Origin of the sequence: Knoellia pratensis, assembly GCF_042666395.1 — a bacterium.
GTDB lineage: Bacteria > Actinomycetota > Actinomycetes > Actinomycetales > Dermatophilaceae > Knoellia > Knoellia pratensis.
The window spans coordinates 743368-756711 of the sequence record NZ_JBHTDJ010000001.1 but is presented as its reverse complement, the minus strand read 5'-3'; the positions used below and the strand labels follow the sequence as shown (position 1 = coordinate 756711).

Annotated in this window: 13 protein-coding genes; 8 read left to right on the top strand and 5 right to left on the bottom strand. The window is 69.1% G+C overall.

Going from position 1 to position 13344, the window contains the following annotated elements; all coding sequences use genetic code 11:
* Positions 1-61: 61 nt before the first annotated feature.
* On the bottom strand, positions 62-2191 hold the full coding sequence (locus ACFQRE_RS03545) for a molybdopterin-dependent oxidoreductase (RefSeq protein WP_380120400.1): 2130 nt from the start codon (positions 2189-2191) through the stop codon (positions 62-64).
* Between the two features lie 247 nt (positions 2192-2438).
* Between ACFQRE_RS03545 and ACFQRE_RS03540 the strand changes: the two genes are divergently transcribed.
* From ACFQRE_RS03540 to ACFQRE_RS03510, 7 genes are all read left to right on the top strand, one after another.
* Complete coding sequence (locus ACFQRE_RS03540; protein ID WP_380118985.1) at positions 2439-3077, top strand: ABC transporter substrate-binding protein; 639 nt, start codon at positions 2439-2441, stop codon at positions 3075-3077.
* A gap of 95 nt (positions 3078-3172) precedes the next feature.
* Positions 3173-3619 carry a hypothetical protein gene (locus ACFQRE_RS03535; RefSeq protein WP_380118983.1) on the top strand — a complete coding sequence of 149 codons (447 nt, stop codon included), beginning with the start codon at positions 3173-3175 and terminating at the stop codon, positions 3617-3619.
* A 122-nt stretch (positions 3620-3741) separates the two neighbouring features.
* Positions 3742-3939, top strand: a complete 198-nt coding sequence (locus ACFQRE_RS03530; RefSeq protein ID WP_380118980.1) for a hypothetical protein — start codon at positions 3742-3744, stop codon at positions 3937-3939.
* Between the two features lie 44 nt (positions 3940-3983).
* A complete protein-coding gene (locus ACFQRE_RS03525; RefSeq protein WP_380118978.1) occupies positions 3984-5066 on the top strand; it encodes a sigma-70 family RNA polymerase sigma factor in 1083 nt (360 codons plus the stop codon).
* Positions 5063-5965 carry an STAS domain-containing protein gene (locus ACFQRE_RS03520; RefSeq protein WP_380118975.1) on the top strand — a complete coding sequence of 301 codons (903 nt, stop codon included), beginning with the start codon at positions 5063-5065 and terminating at the stop codon, positions 5963-5965. Before ACFQRE_RS03525 ends, ACFQRE_RS03520 begins: the two co-directional genes overlap by 4 nt.
* On the top strand, positions 5962-6348 hold the full coding sequence (locus ACFQRE_RS03515) for an STAS domain-containing protein (RefSeq protein WP_380118973.1): 387 nt from the start codon (positions 5962-5964) through the stop codon (positions 6346-6348). The genes ACFQRE_RS03520 and ACFQRE_RS03515 overlap by 4 nt, the downstream gene beginning before the upstream one ends.
* Entirely contained in the window at positions 6341-6649 is a 309-nt protein-coding gene (locus ACFQRE_RS03510; RefSeq protein ID WP_380118971.1) for a phosphatase RsbU N-terminal domain-containing protein, read from the top strand. Before ACFQRE_RS03515 ends, ACFQRE_RS03510 begins: the two co-directional genes overlap by 8 nt.
* 8 nt (positions 6650-6657) lie before the next feature.
* Here ACFQRE_RS03510 and ACFQRE_RS03505 read toward each other — a convergent pair whose 3' ends face one another.
* Positions 6658-7470, bottom strand: a complete 813-nt coding sequence (locus tag ACFQRE_RS03505; protein ID WP_380118969.1) for a crotonase/enoyl-CoA hydratase family protein — start codon at positions 7468-7470, stop codon at positions 6658-6660.
* 34 nt (positions 7471-7504) lie between these two features.
* Positions 7505-8686, bottom strand: a complete 1182-nt coding sequence (locus ACFQRE_RS03500) for an MFS transporter (RefSeq protein ID WP_380118967.1) — start codon at positions 8684-8686, stop codon at positions 7505-7507.
* Between the two features lie 465 nt (positions 8687-9151).
* Here ACFQRE_RS03500 and ACFQRE_RS03495 point away from each other — a divergent pair, with 465 nt between their 5' ends.
* Positions 9152-10117: an NADPH:quinone oxidoreductase family protein gene (locus tag ACFQRE_RS03495; RefSeq protein WP_380118965.1), complete on the top strand. Its 966-nt coding sequence runs from the start codon at positions 9152-9154 to the stop codon at positions 10115-10117.
* A gap of 18 nt (positions 10118-10135) precedes the next feature.
* Here ACFQRE_RS03495 and ACFQRE_RS03490 read toward each other — a convergent pair whose 3' ends face one another.
* A complete protein-coding gene (locus ACFQRE_RS03490; RefSeq protein WP_380118963.1) occupies positions 10136-11308 on the bottom strand; it encodes a DUF4185 domain-containing protein in 1173 nt (390 codons plus the stop codon).
* A complete protein-coding gene (locus tag ACFQRE_RS03485; protein ID WP_380118961.1) occupies positions 11305-13284 on the bottom strand; it encodes a YhgE/Pip family protein in 1980 nt (659 codons plus the stop codon). The genes ACFQRE_RS03490 and ACFQRE_RS03485 overlap by 4 nt, the downstream gene beginning before the upstream one ends.
* Between the last annotated feature and the right edge of the window lie 60 nt (positions 13285-13344).

Below are 13344 nucleotides of genomic sequence, written 5' to 3'. Positions count from 1 at the left end.
GTCCGCTTAGCCGAAAGAGGGGATCGGGTCACACCGCCCGGCAAGACCTGTGTGGGCATGACTAGCGGGAGGCAGACCCTGCAGGACTGACAACGACGGGTATGCCGTTGAGCACGGCGTTGCCCGACACACCTTCCACTCGGGCCGGGTCGGTGAGGTCGTTCATCGTCACGCCGGGGACCTCGATCGCGTTGGCCAGGCGGACACCGGGTCGGCGATGCCCGTAGCCGTGGGGCAAGGAGACGACGCCCCGCATGACCTCGTCGCTGGATCGAACCTCCACCCGTAGCGACGAGACCTCGGAGGTGACGGTGACGAGCGATCCGTCGGTGACGCCGCGAGCTGCGAGGTCATCGGGGTGCATGAGCAGCTGGTGGCGCGGTCGACCACGGGTGAGCCTGGTGGTGTTGTGCATCCACGAGTTGTTGTCGCGCTGGTGCCGTCGGCCAATGAGGAGCAGGTCGTCGCTGGCTGCCGCAGCACGCAGCTCTGGCAGGCGGCCCCGCAGCGCGGACAGTCCCGAGGTGAGGACCGACGGGGTGAGCGCGATCCGGTGGTTGTCCGTCCTCAGCCGATCCGGGAAGCGCGGCTCCAGCGGCCCGAGATCGACCCCACCCGGGGTGCGGGCCAGCTTGCGGACCGACAAACCACGACGGCTCGTCCGGAGAAGGACATCGATCGACAGCCGCGGGGACGCAGCGAGCCGCACCCTCTGCTTGTTGGGCAGTCTCTTGCCACGGCGACGCGCCAGCGCGAGCACGAGGTCGCGCGCGATCTCCCAGTCGTGACGCTGGTCTTCGCCACGGGGGAAGAGGGCCGACGACCATCGGGCGGTGTTGCGGACCGCGAGCGTGTGGAAGATGAGGTCGTAGTGGTCGCGCTCGAGTGGACCCGTCGGCGGCAGGATGACGTGCGCATGACGCGTGGTCTCGTTGATGTAGGGGTCGATCGCCACAACTGCTTCGAGATCGGCCAGTCGATCGGCGAGACGGGACCCGGCAGGGGTCGACGACACCGGGTTGCCGGCCATCGTGATGAGGCCACGGATGGCAGGCGTCGGACCCTCCATCTCCTCCGCGAGAACTGAGACGGGCAGTTCCCCACCGAACTCCGGGAGTCCGCGCACCGCCGACGACGTGCGCCCACGATGCCCGCGACCCACGAGGCCACGCTCGATGATGTCGATCGCGGGAGACGTGAACATCGTGCCGCCCGGTTGGTCGAGATTGCCGGTGATCGCCATGAGGCACTGGATCGCCCACTGGCACACGACGCCGAACTCCTGGGTCGAGACACCCATGCGACCGTGCACCGCGGCCTCACCCGCGGCCACGTCTCGGGCCAGCTCGCGAATCGCCTGTGCCGTAACGCCACTCACAGACTCCGCCAGCTCGGGTGTGAAGTCGGCGATCGCGATCCGCAGATCTTCGAGACCGTCGACATGGGCAGCCGGCCGAGCCAGACCCTCGGCGAGGACCACATGGACGAGAGCCAGCAAGACTGTCGCGTCCGTCCCCGGACGCACGAAGTGGTGCTCGTCGGCGACGGCTGCCGTCTCGGTGCGCCGTGGGTCGAGGACGACGAGCCGCCCTCCACGAGAACGCAGCTCACGCAGCCGACCGGGGAAGTCAGGGACCGTCCACAGCGAACCGTTCGACGCCATCGGGTTGGTGCCGACGAGGACGAGAAGCCGGGTGCGGTCGATGTCGGGGATGGGCAGGAGGAACTGATGGCCATACATCGCCCAGGCCACGAGGTGGTGTGGCAGCTGGTCGACACTCGTCGCACTGAAGACGTGCTTGCTGCCCAGGACCCGCGGGATCGCCGTGCCATGGGTCAGGGCACCGACGCTGTGGACGTTGGGGTTGCCGAGATAGGTCGCCACCGCATCGCGCCCGTGCCGCTCCTGCACACCGGCCAGCAGCTCGGCCGCCAACTCGATCGCCTCGGGCCACTCGATCTCGACCCACTCGTCGCCAACGCGCTTGACCGGGCGTCGCAGCCGGTCGGGATCCGTGTGGAGGTCCTGCAGTGCCACACCCTTGGGACAGATGTGCCCACGCGACAGAGGATCCTGCGCATGACCCTTGATGCTCACGATCTCGGGTCCGCACACCTGCACCTCGAGCCCGCACGATGCCTCGCACAGCACGCAGGTGATGTGCCGGGTGGTCGTGCCGTCGGTCGTCACCAAGGTCGAGCTCCTCTCCGTCCACCGTCCACCGTCCACCGTGCCCGTGCCCGTGCTGCACGGCAGATCAGCATCGCAGGCCTGACGCCTTCACCCAAGGTGCATGACGCGAAGCTTTCCTGCGTTCCGTCGCGCCACCCGGCGTGTCCCCGCGCGTCCCTGCGTGTCCCCGCGTGGTTTGAGGCACGTCACGCCTGGGATCCCTCGTCATGTGACGCCGGGACGGAGTCTTCATCAGTGTGACGGGATGCAGCGCAACCGCATGCTGCGCCCGCCACGACGAAACCCCGCCAAGGAGCCCGACCGGGCACCAACGAAGGAGAACGTCATGCTGAAGTCCAAGATCATCGGCACCGGAACGGCCGTCCTGCTGGCCGGAACCCTGGGCATGGTCCCCGGCGCCGCCTCGGCCAGTGCCGCCCCCGCCGCCCCCGCCTCCACCGCCAAGGCCGTCGCGACCGCACAGCCGGCTGCCACCACACTGCCGGTCACCGGGACCCTGCCGAACGGCACGGCCTTCTCCGGCGCACTGAGCAACCTGACCACCTCCGTGGTGGGCGGCGTCGTCCAGCTCACCGGCACCATCACGGGCACCGGGCTCCCGGCCACGGGTACGACCTTCACCGCCCCGATCCAGGACCTCGTGGCCACTCAGGGGTGCAAGATCCTCACCTTGGACCTCGGCCCGCTGCACCTCGACCTGCTGGGCCTGGTCATCGACCTGGCACCCGTCTCGCTCGACATCACTGCGGTCCCCGGACCGGGCAACCTGCTCGGCAACCTGCTCTGCGCCGTGGCCGGTCTCTTCGACGGCCCGGGCGGTGCCCTCGCCGGCCTCGTGGCACTGCTCAACCGGATCCTCTCCGGTCTCGGTCTGGGTCTCTGACCCGGGCCCGCCGTGCGGGTGGCGCCCTGCTCGGACCAAGCAGGGCGCCATCGGCGCTCCTCACACCGAACCTCTCGCCCCGCAGGAGACCCGCGATGACTGTCATTGCCTTCCGACCTCGACGCGACGTCGACCAGCAACCCGTGGACGACGAGGAGAATCCCTTCACGGGGGTCTTCAGGTCGCCCCGTGGACGGACAGGGACCATCACCGGTCACCTGCGCCTGCAACGGATCGTCATCGTCCCCCGAGGCGCCTTCGTGACAGGCGTCTTCACCGGAGAGCTGCGTGAGCCCGATGGCACCCTGATCGGGGTGGACAGCCGCCGATGCACCGTCCCCGCGGACCTGCAGCGCGACGACAACGGTCTCGAGGCGGTCATCCGCCCGATGCAGCTGGACCTCATGGGCATCGTTATCGACGTCCTCCCCTTTGCCGTCGCCCCGTCACTCCACTTCCCGCCGGCGCCCACACCGATCAACCGTCGGTCACGCCGTGGTGCGCACGGCAGCCAGGGGCCGACCCGAATTCGACCGCGGTGAAGGCCGCCGCTCTGCTGACGCCTGTGCTCATGCTCGGCCTGCTCGTCGGCATGGCCAGGCTGGAGGTCTGGGCCCAGCAACCTGACGTCCCCACGTCCCGACCACGACGGAAGAAACGTGTCATGACTGCGCCACCCTTCCCGCAATCCGAGGACGCTCCGCAGGCCCCCCTCCTGCGCGACCCGCCACCCCCACCGGGCTACGTCGAGCCCTTGGCGGGAAGCAGTGCCGAGGACACCTACGGACAGCACCTACCCTCCGCACACGACGGCGGCCCACCGATCGACAACTCCACAGAGCACCGTCGAATTCAGGGCTGATTGCTACGCGCTGTGGTCGAGCGACCGCGCGTAGGGTCGGGCTCGTGAGCCCGACGCCTGCGCGCGACGAGCCGCAGAGCCGTGCGGAGTCGGCGGAAGTCGCCGCTCTCCTGCCCATGCTGCGGCGCATCGTCGCGGCGCGCGTGGGTTCGCACCCGGCCGCCGAGGACATCGTCCAGGAGACGTTGCTCCGGGTGCTGACGGCGGAGGACCGGATCCAGTCCGGCATGTTGGAGCCCTATGCGATCACCACGGTGCGCAACGTCATTGCGACGATGTGGCGCACGAATGACCGACACGCCCGCAACCAGCACCGGATGCACGACCCGAGCGAGCCGGAGGTCGCCGAGGATCTGCTCGTCGCTTCAGAGGAGCAGTCGGCCATCAGCGCGGCACTCGGCCGACTGACGGACCGAGAGCGAGAGATTCTGCTCGCGCACGAGGTGAGCGGTCAGGCCACCCAGTCCTTGGCCGATGAGACTGGGAGCACCGCAGGGGCCATTGCCGCTCAGCTCAAGCGAACGCGAGCGCGGTTGCGGGTCGAGTACGTCCTGGCCCTCGAGGGCGTCGAGCCGCCGACCGACCGCTGCCGACCGGTGCTCCTGACCCTGTCGAGTGCAGACCGTCGCCGGCAGCGCGAGGTCGACGCCGACCGCCACCTCCTCGAGTGCGACGTCTGCGCCCGGCTGAGCCAGCCGCTGTTGGGCCGGGGACCAGCGCGGCAGGGCGAGATCCACGTGAGCATCACCGGCGACCCCGACATCGTGGCGGCGCGCCAGGCCGCGCGCGAGCTCGCGCTCCGAGCCGGCTTCGCGGGTACCGACCTCACGATGTTGGCCACCGCCGTCTCCGAGGTCGCGCGCAACATCGTGCGGTTCACCTCGGGCGGCGAGGTGAGCATCGAGCTCCTCGAGCGGCCACGAACCGGCATACGCGTCGTGGCCAGGGACACCGGACCCGGCATCCGTGACATAGACCGTGCGCTGGAGGACGGGTTCAGCACCTACAACGGGCTCGGCCTGGGACTCCCCGGCTCGCGAAGACTGATGGACGAGTTCAGCATCGTCTCCGAGCCCGGCCAGGGCACGACGGTGACCATGACCAAATGGATCGAGAAGAAGGGATGAGCATGGACGCTCACAACTCCGAAGAGTCCACCGCACAGGAGGGCCAGTCGCCCTCCGGCGACATGCTGCTTCCGCAACTCGTGGCCCACCTGCGAGAGCACCGGGCAAAGCTCCGCGATGACTGGGCCTCGCGGATCCACGACGCCCACCTGCTCGAGGCGATGACCCCGCAGGAGATGGTCGCCGAGACCACCTCGGTCTACGACAACTACGTCGAAGTCCTTGAGACCGGGAGCGTCGAGGCACTCCAGCACTACGCCCGGGATCTGTCCGAGCGCATCATCCCGCGGGGGGTGGAGACCCACGAGGTCGTCGGCATCGTCCTGCTCCTGCGCGACGTGCTGGCCCGCTCGCTCTTCGAGAAGTACCAAGGGGACGTCGGACTGCTCAACCGCGTGCTCGACGCCTACGAGCCGGCCGCCAACAGGATCGCCAACACGGTTGCGGTGAGCTTCGTCGACGAGCGCGAACGAGTGATCCGGCAGCAGCAGGACGCCATCCGAGAGCTGTCGACCCCGGTGCTGCCCGTGCGGGAACGGCTTCTCATCCTCCCGATCATCGGTGTCCTCGACAGCGACCGTGCCAAGCAGCTCACCGAGCAGCTCCTGGGCGGCATCCGCACCCACCGCGCCAAGGTCGTGGTCATCGACATCACCGGTGCGCCCGATGTCGACGAGGCGGTGGCCAACCACCTCGTGCAGACCGTGGATGCCTCGCGGCTCATGGGTGCCAGCGTCATCATCACCGGGCTGTCCCCCACCATCGCCCAGACCCTGGTCACCATCGGGGTGGACCTGAGCAAGATGAACACCATCGGAGACCTGCAGGGCGGTCTGGAGGAAGCGGAGCGGCTGCTGGGCTACACGGTCACACGCAAGGGGGTGAGCGACGGCTCGTGAACTCCGGACCGGCTCTCGTCTCCATCCTGCGCCAGGGTGACACCTTGGTCGCGTCGGTCCACACTGCCCTCGACGACTCCGAGATGGTCCGGTTCCAGGAGGACCTCGTGCGGCAGATCGGGGAGTACCGGGCGCGCGGTGTGATCATCGACGTCGCCGCCCTCGACGTCATCGACAGCTTCGCTTCGCGCACCCTGCAGACCATCGCCGACATCGCTCGGCTGCGTGGAGCCGTGACCGTCATCGTGGGAATCCGGCCGGAGGTCGCCTTCGCCATGGTCCGCCTGGGCATGGGGATGGGTGAGGTCACGACGGCCCTGGACCTCGAGGAGGGGATGGCCCACCTCACGAGGCTTCGGGACCCGGGGAGCGCGCGTGGCTGACGTCACCGACCTGACCCGCGACTATCGCGCGGCCTTCCAGCGCTACCTGCCTCAGCACAGCGAGGCCGCGTTGACCCTGGGATACCAGCTCGGGCGCCGGGCCGTCGACGACGGCGTCAGCCTCCTCGACCTCGTCGGCGTCCACCACGTCGTGCTGGCCGAGATCCTCAGCGATCTCCCCGCCGGCGGAACCACGGCGGCCACCCAGGCGGCGTCGGACTTCCTGCTGGAGGTGCTGTCCACGTTCGACATGGCGCACCGGAGCCTCAGCCGGTCACCCGGAACGGAGCAGGATGCCTGAGCGGCGAGTCAGCCTCTCGGGTTGATTCCGGCGCGAGGCCTGTATGCCGGTGTCTCACGTTGCGTGTTGGCCCGCCGGGCCTCGGCCGCGTTGGCGCCCATGAGGAGTCGGGCCTGCTCGAGCCGCTCCCACATGAAGGTGCGGCGATCGCTCGCCGTCCAGGTCCGGTTGAAGAGGCGCTTGGTCGCCGCAACAGAGTCGGGTGAGCGTTCGGCGATGGTCGAAGCGAGAGCCAGCGCACCGGCATACGGGTCGATGTTCTCCTCGGTCGCCAGACCGAGCCGGACCGCTTCGGTGCCGGAGATGGTCTCGCCGGTCATCGTGAGGCGTTTGGCGACGTCCATGCCGACCTGTTGGGAGAGCGCTTTGATGCCACTCATGTCGGGGATGATCCCCCACTTGGCTTCCAGCACCGACCACTTCGCGTCAGGTGTCGTGACCCGGAAGTCGGCCGCGAGCGCGATCTGGACTCCGCCGCCGAGGCAGTGCCCCTGGACCGCCGCAATGACGGGGACGGGCAGCCGGCGCCACACCCAGCACGCCTCCTGGAAGACGTTGGTGCCGCGCCACGGACGGGGGGCGAACGCGAGCGCCACCCGCTTCGGCTCGCGCAGGACGGTGCCGAAGTCGAGCCCGGCGCAGAACGCATCGCCCTCACCGGACAGGATCACGGCGCGCAGGGTGCGGTCGGACTTCAGACGCTGCGCGGTGGCGATGAGTTGTTCGAGGGTGTCGAGCGTGAGCGCGTTGAGCTTGTCGGGGCGGTTGAGGGCGACGTGGGCGACGCCGTTCTCGATGCGGGTGGTGACGAGTTCGCTCATGCCCCGCACTTTAGGCCTGCAGGGGAGGGCATCGTCAGGCGGTTGCGGGGCGGGTGTCGGAGCGGTGCTTGAGCAGGCTGAGGCCGAGGACTCCGGCGCCCAGGACCGACAGCCCGGCGCCCACCCAGCTCGGTGCCGTGTAGCCCAGCCCGTTGGCGATGACGATGCCACCCAGCCACGCACCGAGAGCGTTGGCGGTGTTGAGCGCGGCGTGGTTGCTGGCAGCGGCGAGCGTCTGGGCCTGACCGGCCACTTGCATCAGCCGCAGCTGGAGGTTGACGACGAGGATCCCCGCGAGCACCGACGAGAGGAAGTAGAAGAAGATCGCCGTCGGCCACCACTGCGCGGTGAGGGCGAACGCGACGAGGTTCACGCCCATGCCGACGCAGCCGATGGTGATCGAGCGCAGGACTGACCACTCCGCAAGCCGACCCGCCAACGGGGTGCCGACGAGCCCACCGACACCCGAGGCGAGCAGGAAGATCGGGACGGCGCTGGCATCCAGCCCGGTGACTTCGGTGACGGTCGGCGCGATGTAGCTCGCCATCGCGAACATGCCGCCAAAGCCGATCGCCCCGACGAGCAGGGTCAACGCCACCTGGGTCGTCGCGAAACCCTTGAGCTCGCGCTTGATCGTGCTCTCGAGGTTGCGCTCGATGTGGGGAATGTAGGCGAGGAGCAGGCCGATGGTGACGAGGCCGAGGACCGCCACGAGCCAGTAGGCGGTGCGCCAGCCGTAGTTCTGACCCAGCCACGTCGCACCCGGCACCCCGGCGACGTTGGCGATCGGGATGCCCAGCATGACCCGGCTGACGGCGCGCCCGGCTTGGCCCTTTGCGGCCAGGTCCACAGCGACAAGGGCGGCGACCCCGAAGAAGGCACCGTGCGGCATACCCGCAACGAAACGGGCCACGAGGAGCCAGTTGTAGTCCGGGGCCAGCGCTGTCCCGACGTTGCCGATGACGAACGCGACGGTGAGTCCGATGAGCAGGGCCTTGCGCGGCCACGTGGCCCCGAGCATCGCGAGGAGCGGGGCACCCACGACGACGCCCGCGGCATACGCCGAAATGCTGTGCCCGGCCGTCGGGATCGAGACGGAGACACCCTCGGCGATGTCCGGGAGCAGGCCCATCGTGACGAACTCGGTCGTGCCGATGGCGAAGCCACCGACGACGAGCGCGATGGTGGCGAGGAGCGCATGGCGAGGAGGGGGCACGAAGACTCAATCTACGAGGGCGGGCGTCACATTCCCTCATGTGCGCCGACGAGTGGACGGGCCCGCCGGGAACGGGGAGCGGGAATCCCAGTTCGGACGGGACGAAGACCCGCCCGGGCTGCCTGGACGACGGCGTCGGTGAGACGTTCGAGGCGATGCGACGGCACCTACGAGTGGTGCCTCGCGCGAGACCCCCAGCAGGTCGGAGGACTCCTTCTCGAGCAGCTCCACCTGCCGCGCGAGGCGAGAGCGGGAACCTGCTCGAGGTTCATGAATGCATCTCACCACCGTTCAGGAACTTTCGTTGGACGGTTGCAGGAACCCGGCCCTGCGTTCGGTGACGATGGCCGCCAGGGCGGCCACAGACAGCAGTTCCGTGCCAGGGAACAACCGGCAAGGGCTCACCGTCCCGGCTGATGGTGAGCCCTTGTCGCACATCGCCCGGCGGCTCCTAGGATCGCCAGCATGCGCGCAGCCCAGGTGACCCGACTCGACGGACCCGACGCCGTGGAGGTCGTCGACGTCCCCGCCCCCGACGTGCCGGACGGGCAGGTCCTCATTGATGTCGCCGCAGCCGGCGTCTCCTTCCCGGACGTGCTGCTGAGCCGGGGCGAGTACCAGATGAAGCCCCCGCCTCCCTTCATCCCCGGGGCGGAGGTCGCGGGTGTGGTGCGAGTCGCGCCTGCGGGCAGCGGTCTTGAGGTCGGCGACCGCGTGGCGGCCTTCCCGTTCCTGGGTGGGTTCGCCGAACAGGTCGTGTGCGACCCCGCCCTGGTCTTCCCGCTGCCCGAGAACGTGTCCTTCGAGCAGGGTGCGGCGCTGCCGATGAACTACCTCACCTGCCACTTCGCGCTGCGTCAGCGCGGCCGCCTCGCCGAGGGCGAGAAGGTCCTCGTCCACGGTGCCGCGGGTGGCATCGGCACCGCCGCGATCCAGCTCGCCAAGGCGTGGGGAGCAACCGTGTATGCCGTGGTGTCCGATGACGCGAAGGCTGACGTCGCGCGTGAGGCCGGGGCGGACGAGGTCGTGCTGGCCGAGGGCTTCAAGGACGCGGTCGGCGAGCTCACGTCAGGGCACGGCGTCAACATCGTCGTGGACCCGGTTGGTGGCGACCGCTTCACGGATTCCCTCCGGACGCTGGCGCCCCTGGGTCGGCTGCTGGTCATCGGTTTCACCGCGGGCTCGATCCCCGAGGTCAAGGTGAATCGGTTGCTGCTCAACAACATTGACGTGGTCGGCGTCGGCTGGGGCGCGTTCTGGACCGAGCGCCCGGGATTCATCCGCAAGCAGTGGGACGACCTCGTGCCGTTGCTCGAGGCGGGCCAGCTCGACCCGGTCATCGGCATGGTGCGCTCACTCGACGAGGTGGGCGCCGCCCTGCGCGACATCGACGAGCGCCGCGCCACAGGCAAGATCGTCCTCACCCCCTGACGACCACCCGACTTCGTGTCAGGGCCGGGCGATGTCGGCGAACTTCGGCCGGCCGATGACCGGGTTCTTCCTGAGCCGGGCCAGGTCGGTCGTGTTGCGCGAGATCGACACCAGCAGCTTGCCGTCGGCCAGCAGGACCTCCGGGTGGGCGAGCGGCGCATAGGCGAACTCGTCCTTGCCCGTGAGGAACGGTGCCTCCAGGGCGGCACTGCGCTTCCACGGCCCGATCGGCGTCGCCGCGGTCCAGGTCGCGACCGTGGAACCGAGGTCGCCGTCCTTCTTGGACACCGCGACGAACGCGCCGTCGATCTCGTCGACCGACAGCGTCTGTGACACCCCACCGTCCGCGGCGATGACCGGCGTCGCCTTGCCCGGGTCGGCCCGCCAGACCGAACCGTTCCAGAACTGCCACGTCCCCTTGTCGTCCGCGGTGGCGACGGCGCTGCGCCCGACCCGGAGCGACCGCCCGAACGCCGACCCCTCCGGCAGTTCCGTCCCGTAGACGTAGATGTAGCCGCCGGACACCATCGATGCCGAACCCCAGTTGACCTGGCTGGGGCTCTCGACGTCCGGTGTGAGGGCCAGGATCTCGTCGAGCTGCGGCGCCTTGCCGGGTTCGACGGTGAACGTGACTGCGTCGGACCCGAGATAGCGGAAGTCCCACGGGTCGGCCGTGCTGCTCCTGCGGATCCGACCGGTGAAGATGACGATCTTCTCGACTCCGTCGTCCTCGACGACGGTCACCGACATCGGCCAGCGCACGACCCCCGGTTCGACGTCGGGGATGATCGGCCCACGCGCCGTCGCCATGAGCTGGCTGAGGCACAGCCCCGAGGTGATGAGCATCGAGTTGGCGACCATGCCCGGTCCGACACCCGAGCGCCGGAGGGTGTCACCGAAGATCCACACCAGCCGTCCGTCCTTGAGGCGGGCGCTCGCCCCAATGTCCCCTGCCTGCCAATAGGTCGGATCCGCCTCCGACACAACGGAATTCAGCTGGGCGACCGTCGGCTTGATCGCCCCCTCCGCCGGAGGTGCAGGGCACTCCACCGACATCGTGTATGCCGCCCGCTCACCCTCCGGGTCATCTCCCGTCCTGTTTCCCGGCAGGACTGAGCACCCGCCGATGAGGAGCGCCGCGGAGGTGACAGCGGCAGTCGCGGCAGCGGCGGCATACCGGCGTCGGCTCATGCGGTGGCCGGTTCGAGCGCATCGGAGCGGTTGCGGAGGTGGATGCGTCGCGCGGCCGCAGTGGAGAGGAGCAGCGCCCCACCACCCCAGGCGAGGAGCACGGCGACGTCGACGCCGAGATGCATTCCCGGCCCGCCATAGGCGAGGGCGCGCAGTCCGTCGACGGAGTAGGACATGGGCAGCACGTGGTGGAGCGACTTCAGCGGCCCGGGCAGGGTCTCCCACGGGAAGGTGCCGCCCGCGCTCACGAGCTGGAGCACCATGAGGATGAGCGCGATGAACTGGCCGCTGTCGCCGAGGCGGGCCATGAGTCCGTGGATGATTGCCATGAAGCTCATCGAGACCAGGACCATGAAGGCGAGCATCCACCACGGGTGGGCGAGGTCGATGCCGACGGCAAAGCGGACGATGCCCCACGTGAGGATCGCCTGGCCGACGCCGATGATCGCGGGAGCCAGCCATCCGCCGAAGGCCACGGGCACGACGGCCCACTTGGTGGTGATGGCCTCCTCGACGAGGGGCCGCGCCCGCGTGAAGAGGGTGAAGCCGCCGATCCAGAGGGCGAGGGAGAGGAAGAAGGGTGCGAGTCCGGCTCCGTAGGACCCGGCCGTCGCGAGGGCCTCGGACGTGATTCCCACGGGGGCGCCGATCGTCTGGGCCACCGCTTTGCGCTGATCGGCCGTCGGGTTGGGGACGTGCTTCGCGCCGTCGGCGAGCGATGTGCTGAGTTGTGTGGCGCCGGTGTCGAGCTTGGCGAGCCCATCGTCGAGGGTGCCTGCACCCTTGGCGAGTTCGTTGGCTCCGGCGAGGGCCTTCTGCTGTCCGGCGTTGAGGTCGTTGGCGCCGGTGGCGACCTTCTTGCTGCCGGCCGCAGCGCTGTCGATGGCGTTCTCGAGTTCCCTTGATGCCGAGGCGAGCTGGGCTGCGCCGGTCGCGACCTGGTTGGCTCCGGTCGAGAGTCGGGTCAGGTCCTTGGAGGCGGACTGGAGGGTGGCGTTGGCTTCGTTGACGGGAGTGCGGAGCTTGGCGGTCTCGGTGAGGACGGCCTGGATCTGCTCATCGGTGAGTCCCGCTGCGGACAGCCGGGAAGGCAAGGTCTTGTCAAAGGCGGTGAGGTCACTCGTGAGTTTGGCCCCGGCCGCGGCGGCCTTCTGCCCGGCGGCAGCCACCTTGGCGTTGCCGTCGGCGACCTGGCGCGCGCCGTCGGCGAGCTCGGCGGTCTGCCCCGGCAGGGCGTTGGTTTTGCTGTCGAGGGTGGCGAGACCGCTGCTCAGCTCGTCTGCACCAGAGGCCAGGCGGGCAGTGCCGTCCGCGAGCTGCTTCTGGCCGTCAGCGAGTTCGGCGCTGCCGGAGCGCAGCTTGCCCGACCCGACGTGGGCGTCGTGAACCCCCGTGGCGAGCTTGCCCGCACCGGTTGCGGCCTCGGTGATCTGGGCGTGGATCGTCGTGAGTCCGCCGAGCAGCTCGCTGGCCGCGGTACGACTGACCTGCTCGGCCACCGAGACCTGGACCTGGTCGACCACGCGCTCGGCGATGGTGCCGGCGAGGTAGTTGGTGGCGTCGTTGGTCTCGATCTGGAGGTTGGCGCGGCGCGGGGTGAAGTCGGCGCTCGAGGCGAGGTCGGCGGAGAAGGTCGCGGGGACCGTGAGAATGAAGGCGTAGTCGCCCTCGGCGAGCCCGGCCTTGGCGTCGGCCTGGTCGACCTCGTGCCAGTCGAGGTCGTGTGCCTTGAGCAGCGTCGCCGCCACCTCGTCGCCGACCTGCAGCTTCTCGCCGTCGGCCAGCGTCGTGCCGCGGTCCTCGACGACGACCGCGGCGGGCAACCCGTCGAGGTTCGCGTAGGGGTCCTTGTTGGCGTAGAGGTACAGCCCGGCATACAGGGACGGCACGATGAGCATTGCCACGAGCGCGACCTTGGCGAAGGTCGTGTCGGTGAGTCGACGGAGCTCGGTCAGTGCGACGCGCAGTGCAGTCATGAGGTCCTCAGACGTTGACGGTGATGTCCATGCCGTTGTGGTACTCATGCGTACCACATC

Coding starts and splice junctions, on each gene's coding strand:
- ACFQRE_RS03530 (WP_380118980.1), top strand. CDS start 3,742: ATGACTGCGCCACCCTTCCCGCAATCCGAGGACGCTCCGCAGGCCCCC.
- ACFQRE_RS03520 (WP_380118975.1), top strand. CDS start 5,063: ATGAGCATGGACGCTCACAACTCCGAAGAGTCCACCGCACAGGAGGGC.
- ACFQRE_RS03485 (WP_380118961.1), bottom strand. CDS start 13,284: ATGACTGCACTGCGCGTCGCACTGACCGAGCTCCGTCGACTCACCGAC.
- ACFQRE_RS03540 (WP_380118985.1), top strand. CDS start 2,439: ATGCAGCGCAACCGCATGCTGCGCCCGCCACGACGAAACCCCGCCAAG.
- ACFQRE_RS03495 (WP_380118965.1), top strand. CDS start 9,152: ATGCGCGCAGCCCAGGTGACCCGACTCGACGGACCCGACGCCGTGGAG.
- ACFQRE_RS03505 (WP_380118969.1), bottom strand. CDS start 7,470: ATGAGCGAACTCGTCACCACCCGCATCGAGAACGGCGTCGCCCACGTC.
- ACFQRE_RS03535 (WP_380118983.1), top strand. CDS start 3,173: ATGACTGTCATTGCCTTCCGACCTCGACGCGACGTCGACCAGCAACCC.
- ACFQRE_RS03490 (WP_380118963.1), bottom strand. CDS start 11,308: ATGAGCCGACGCCGGTATGCCGCCGCTGCCGCGACTGCCGCTGTCACC.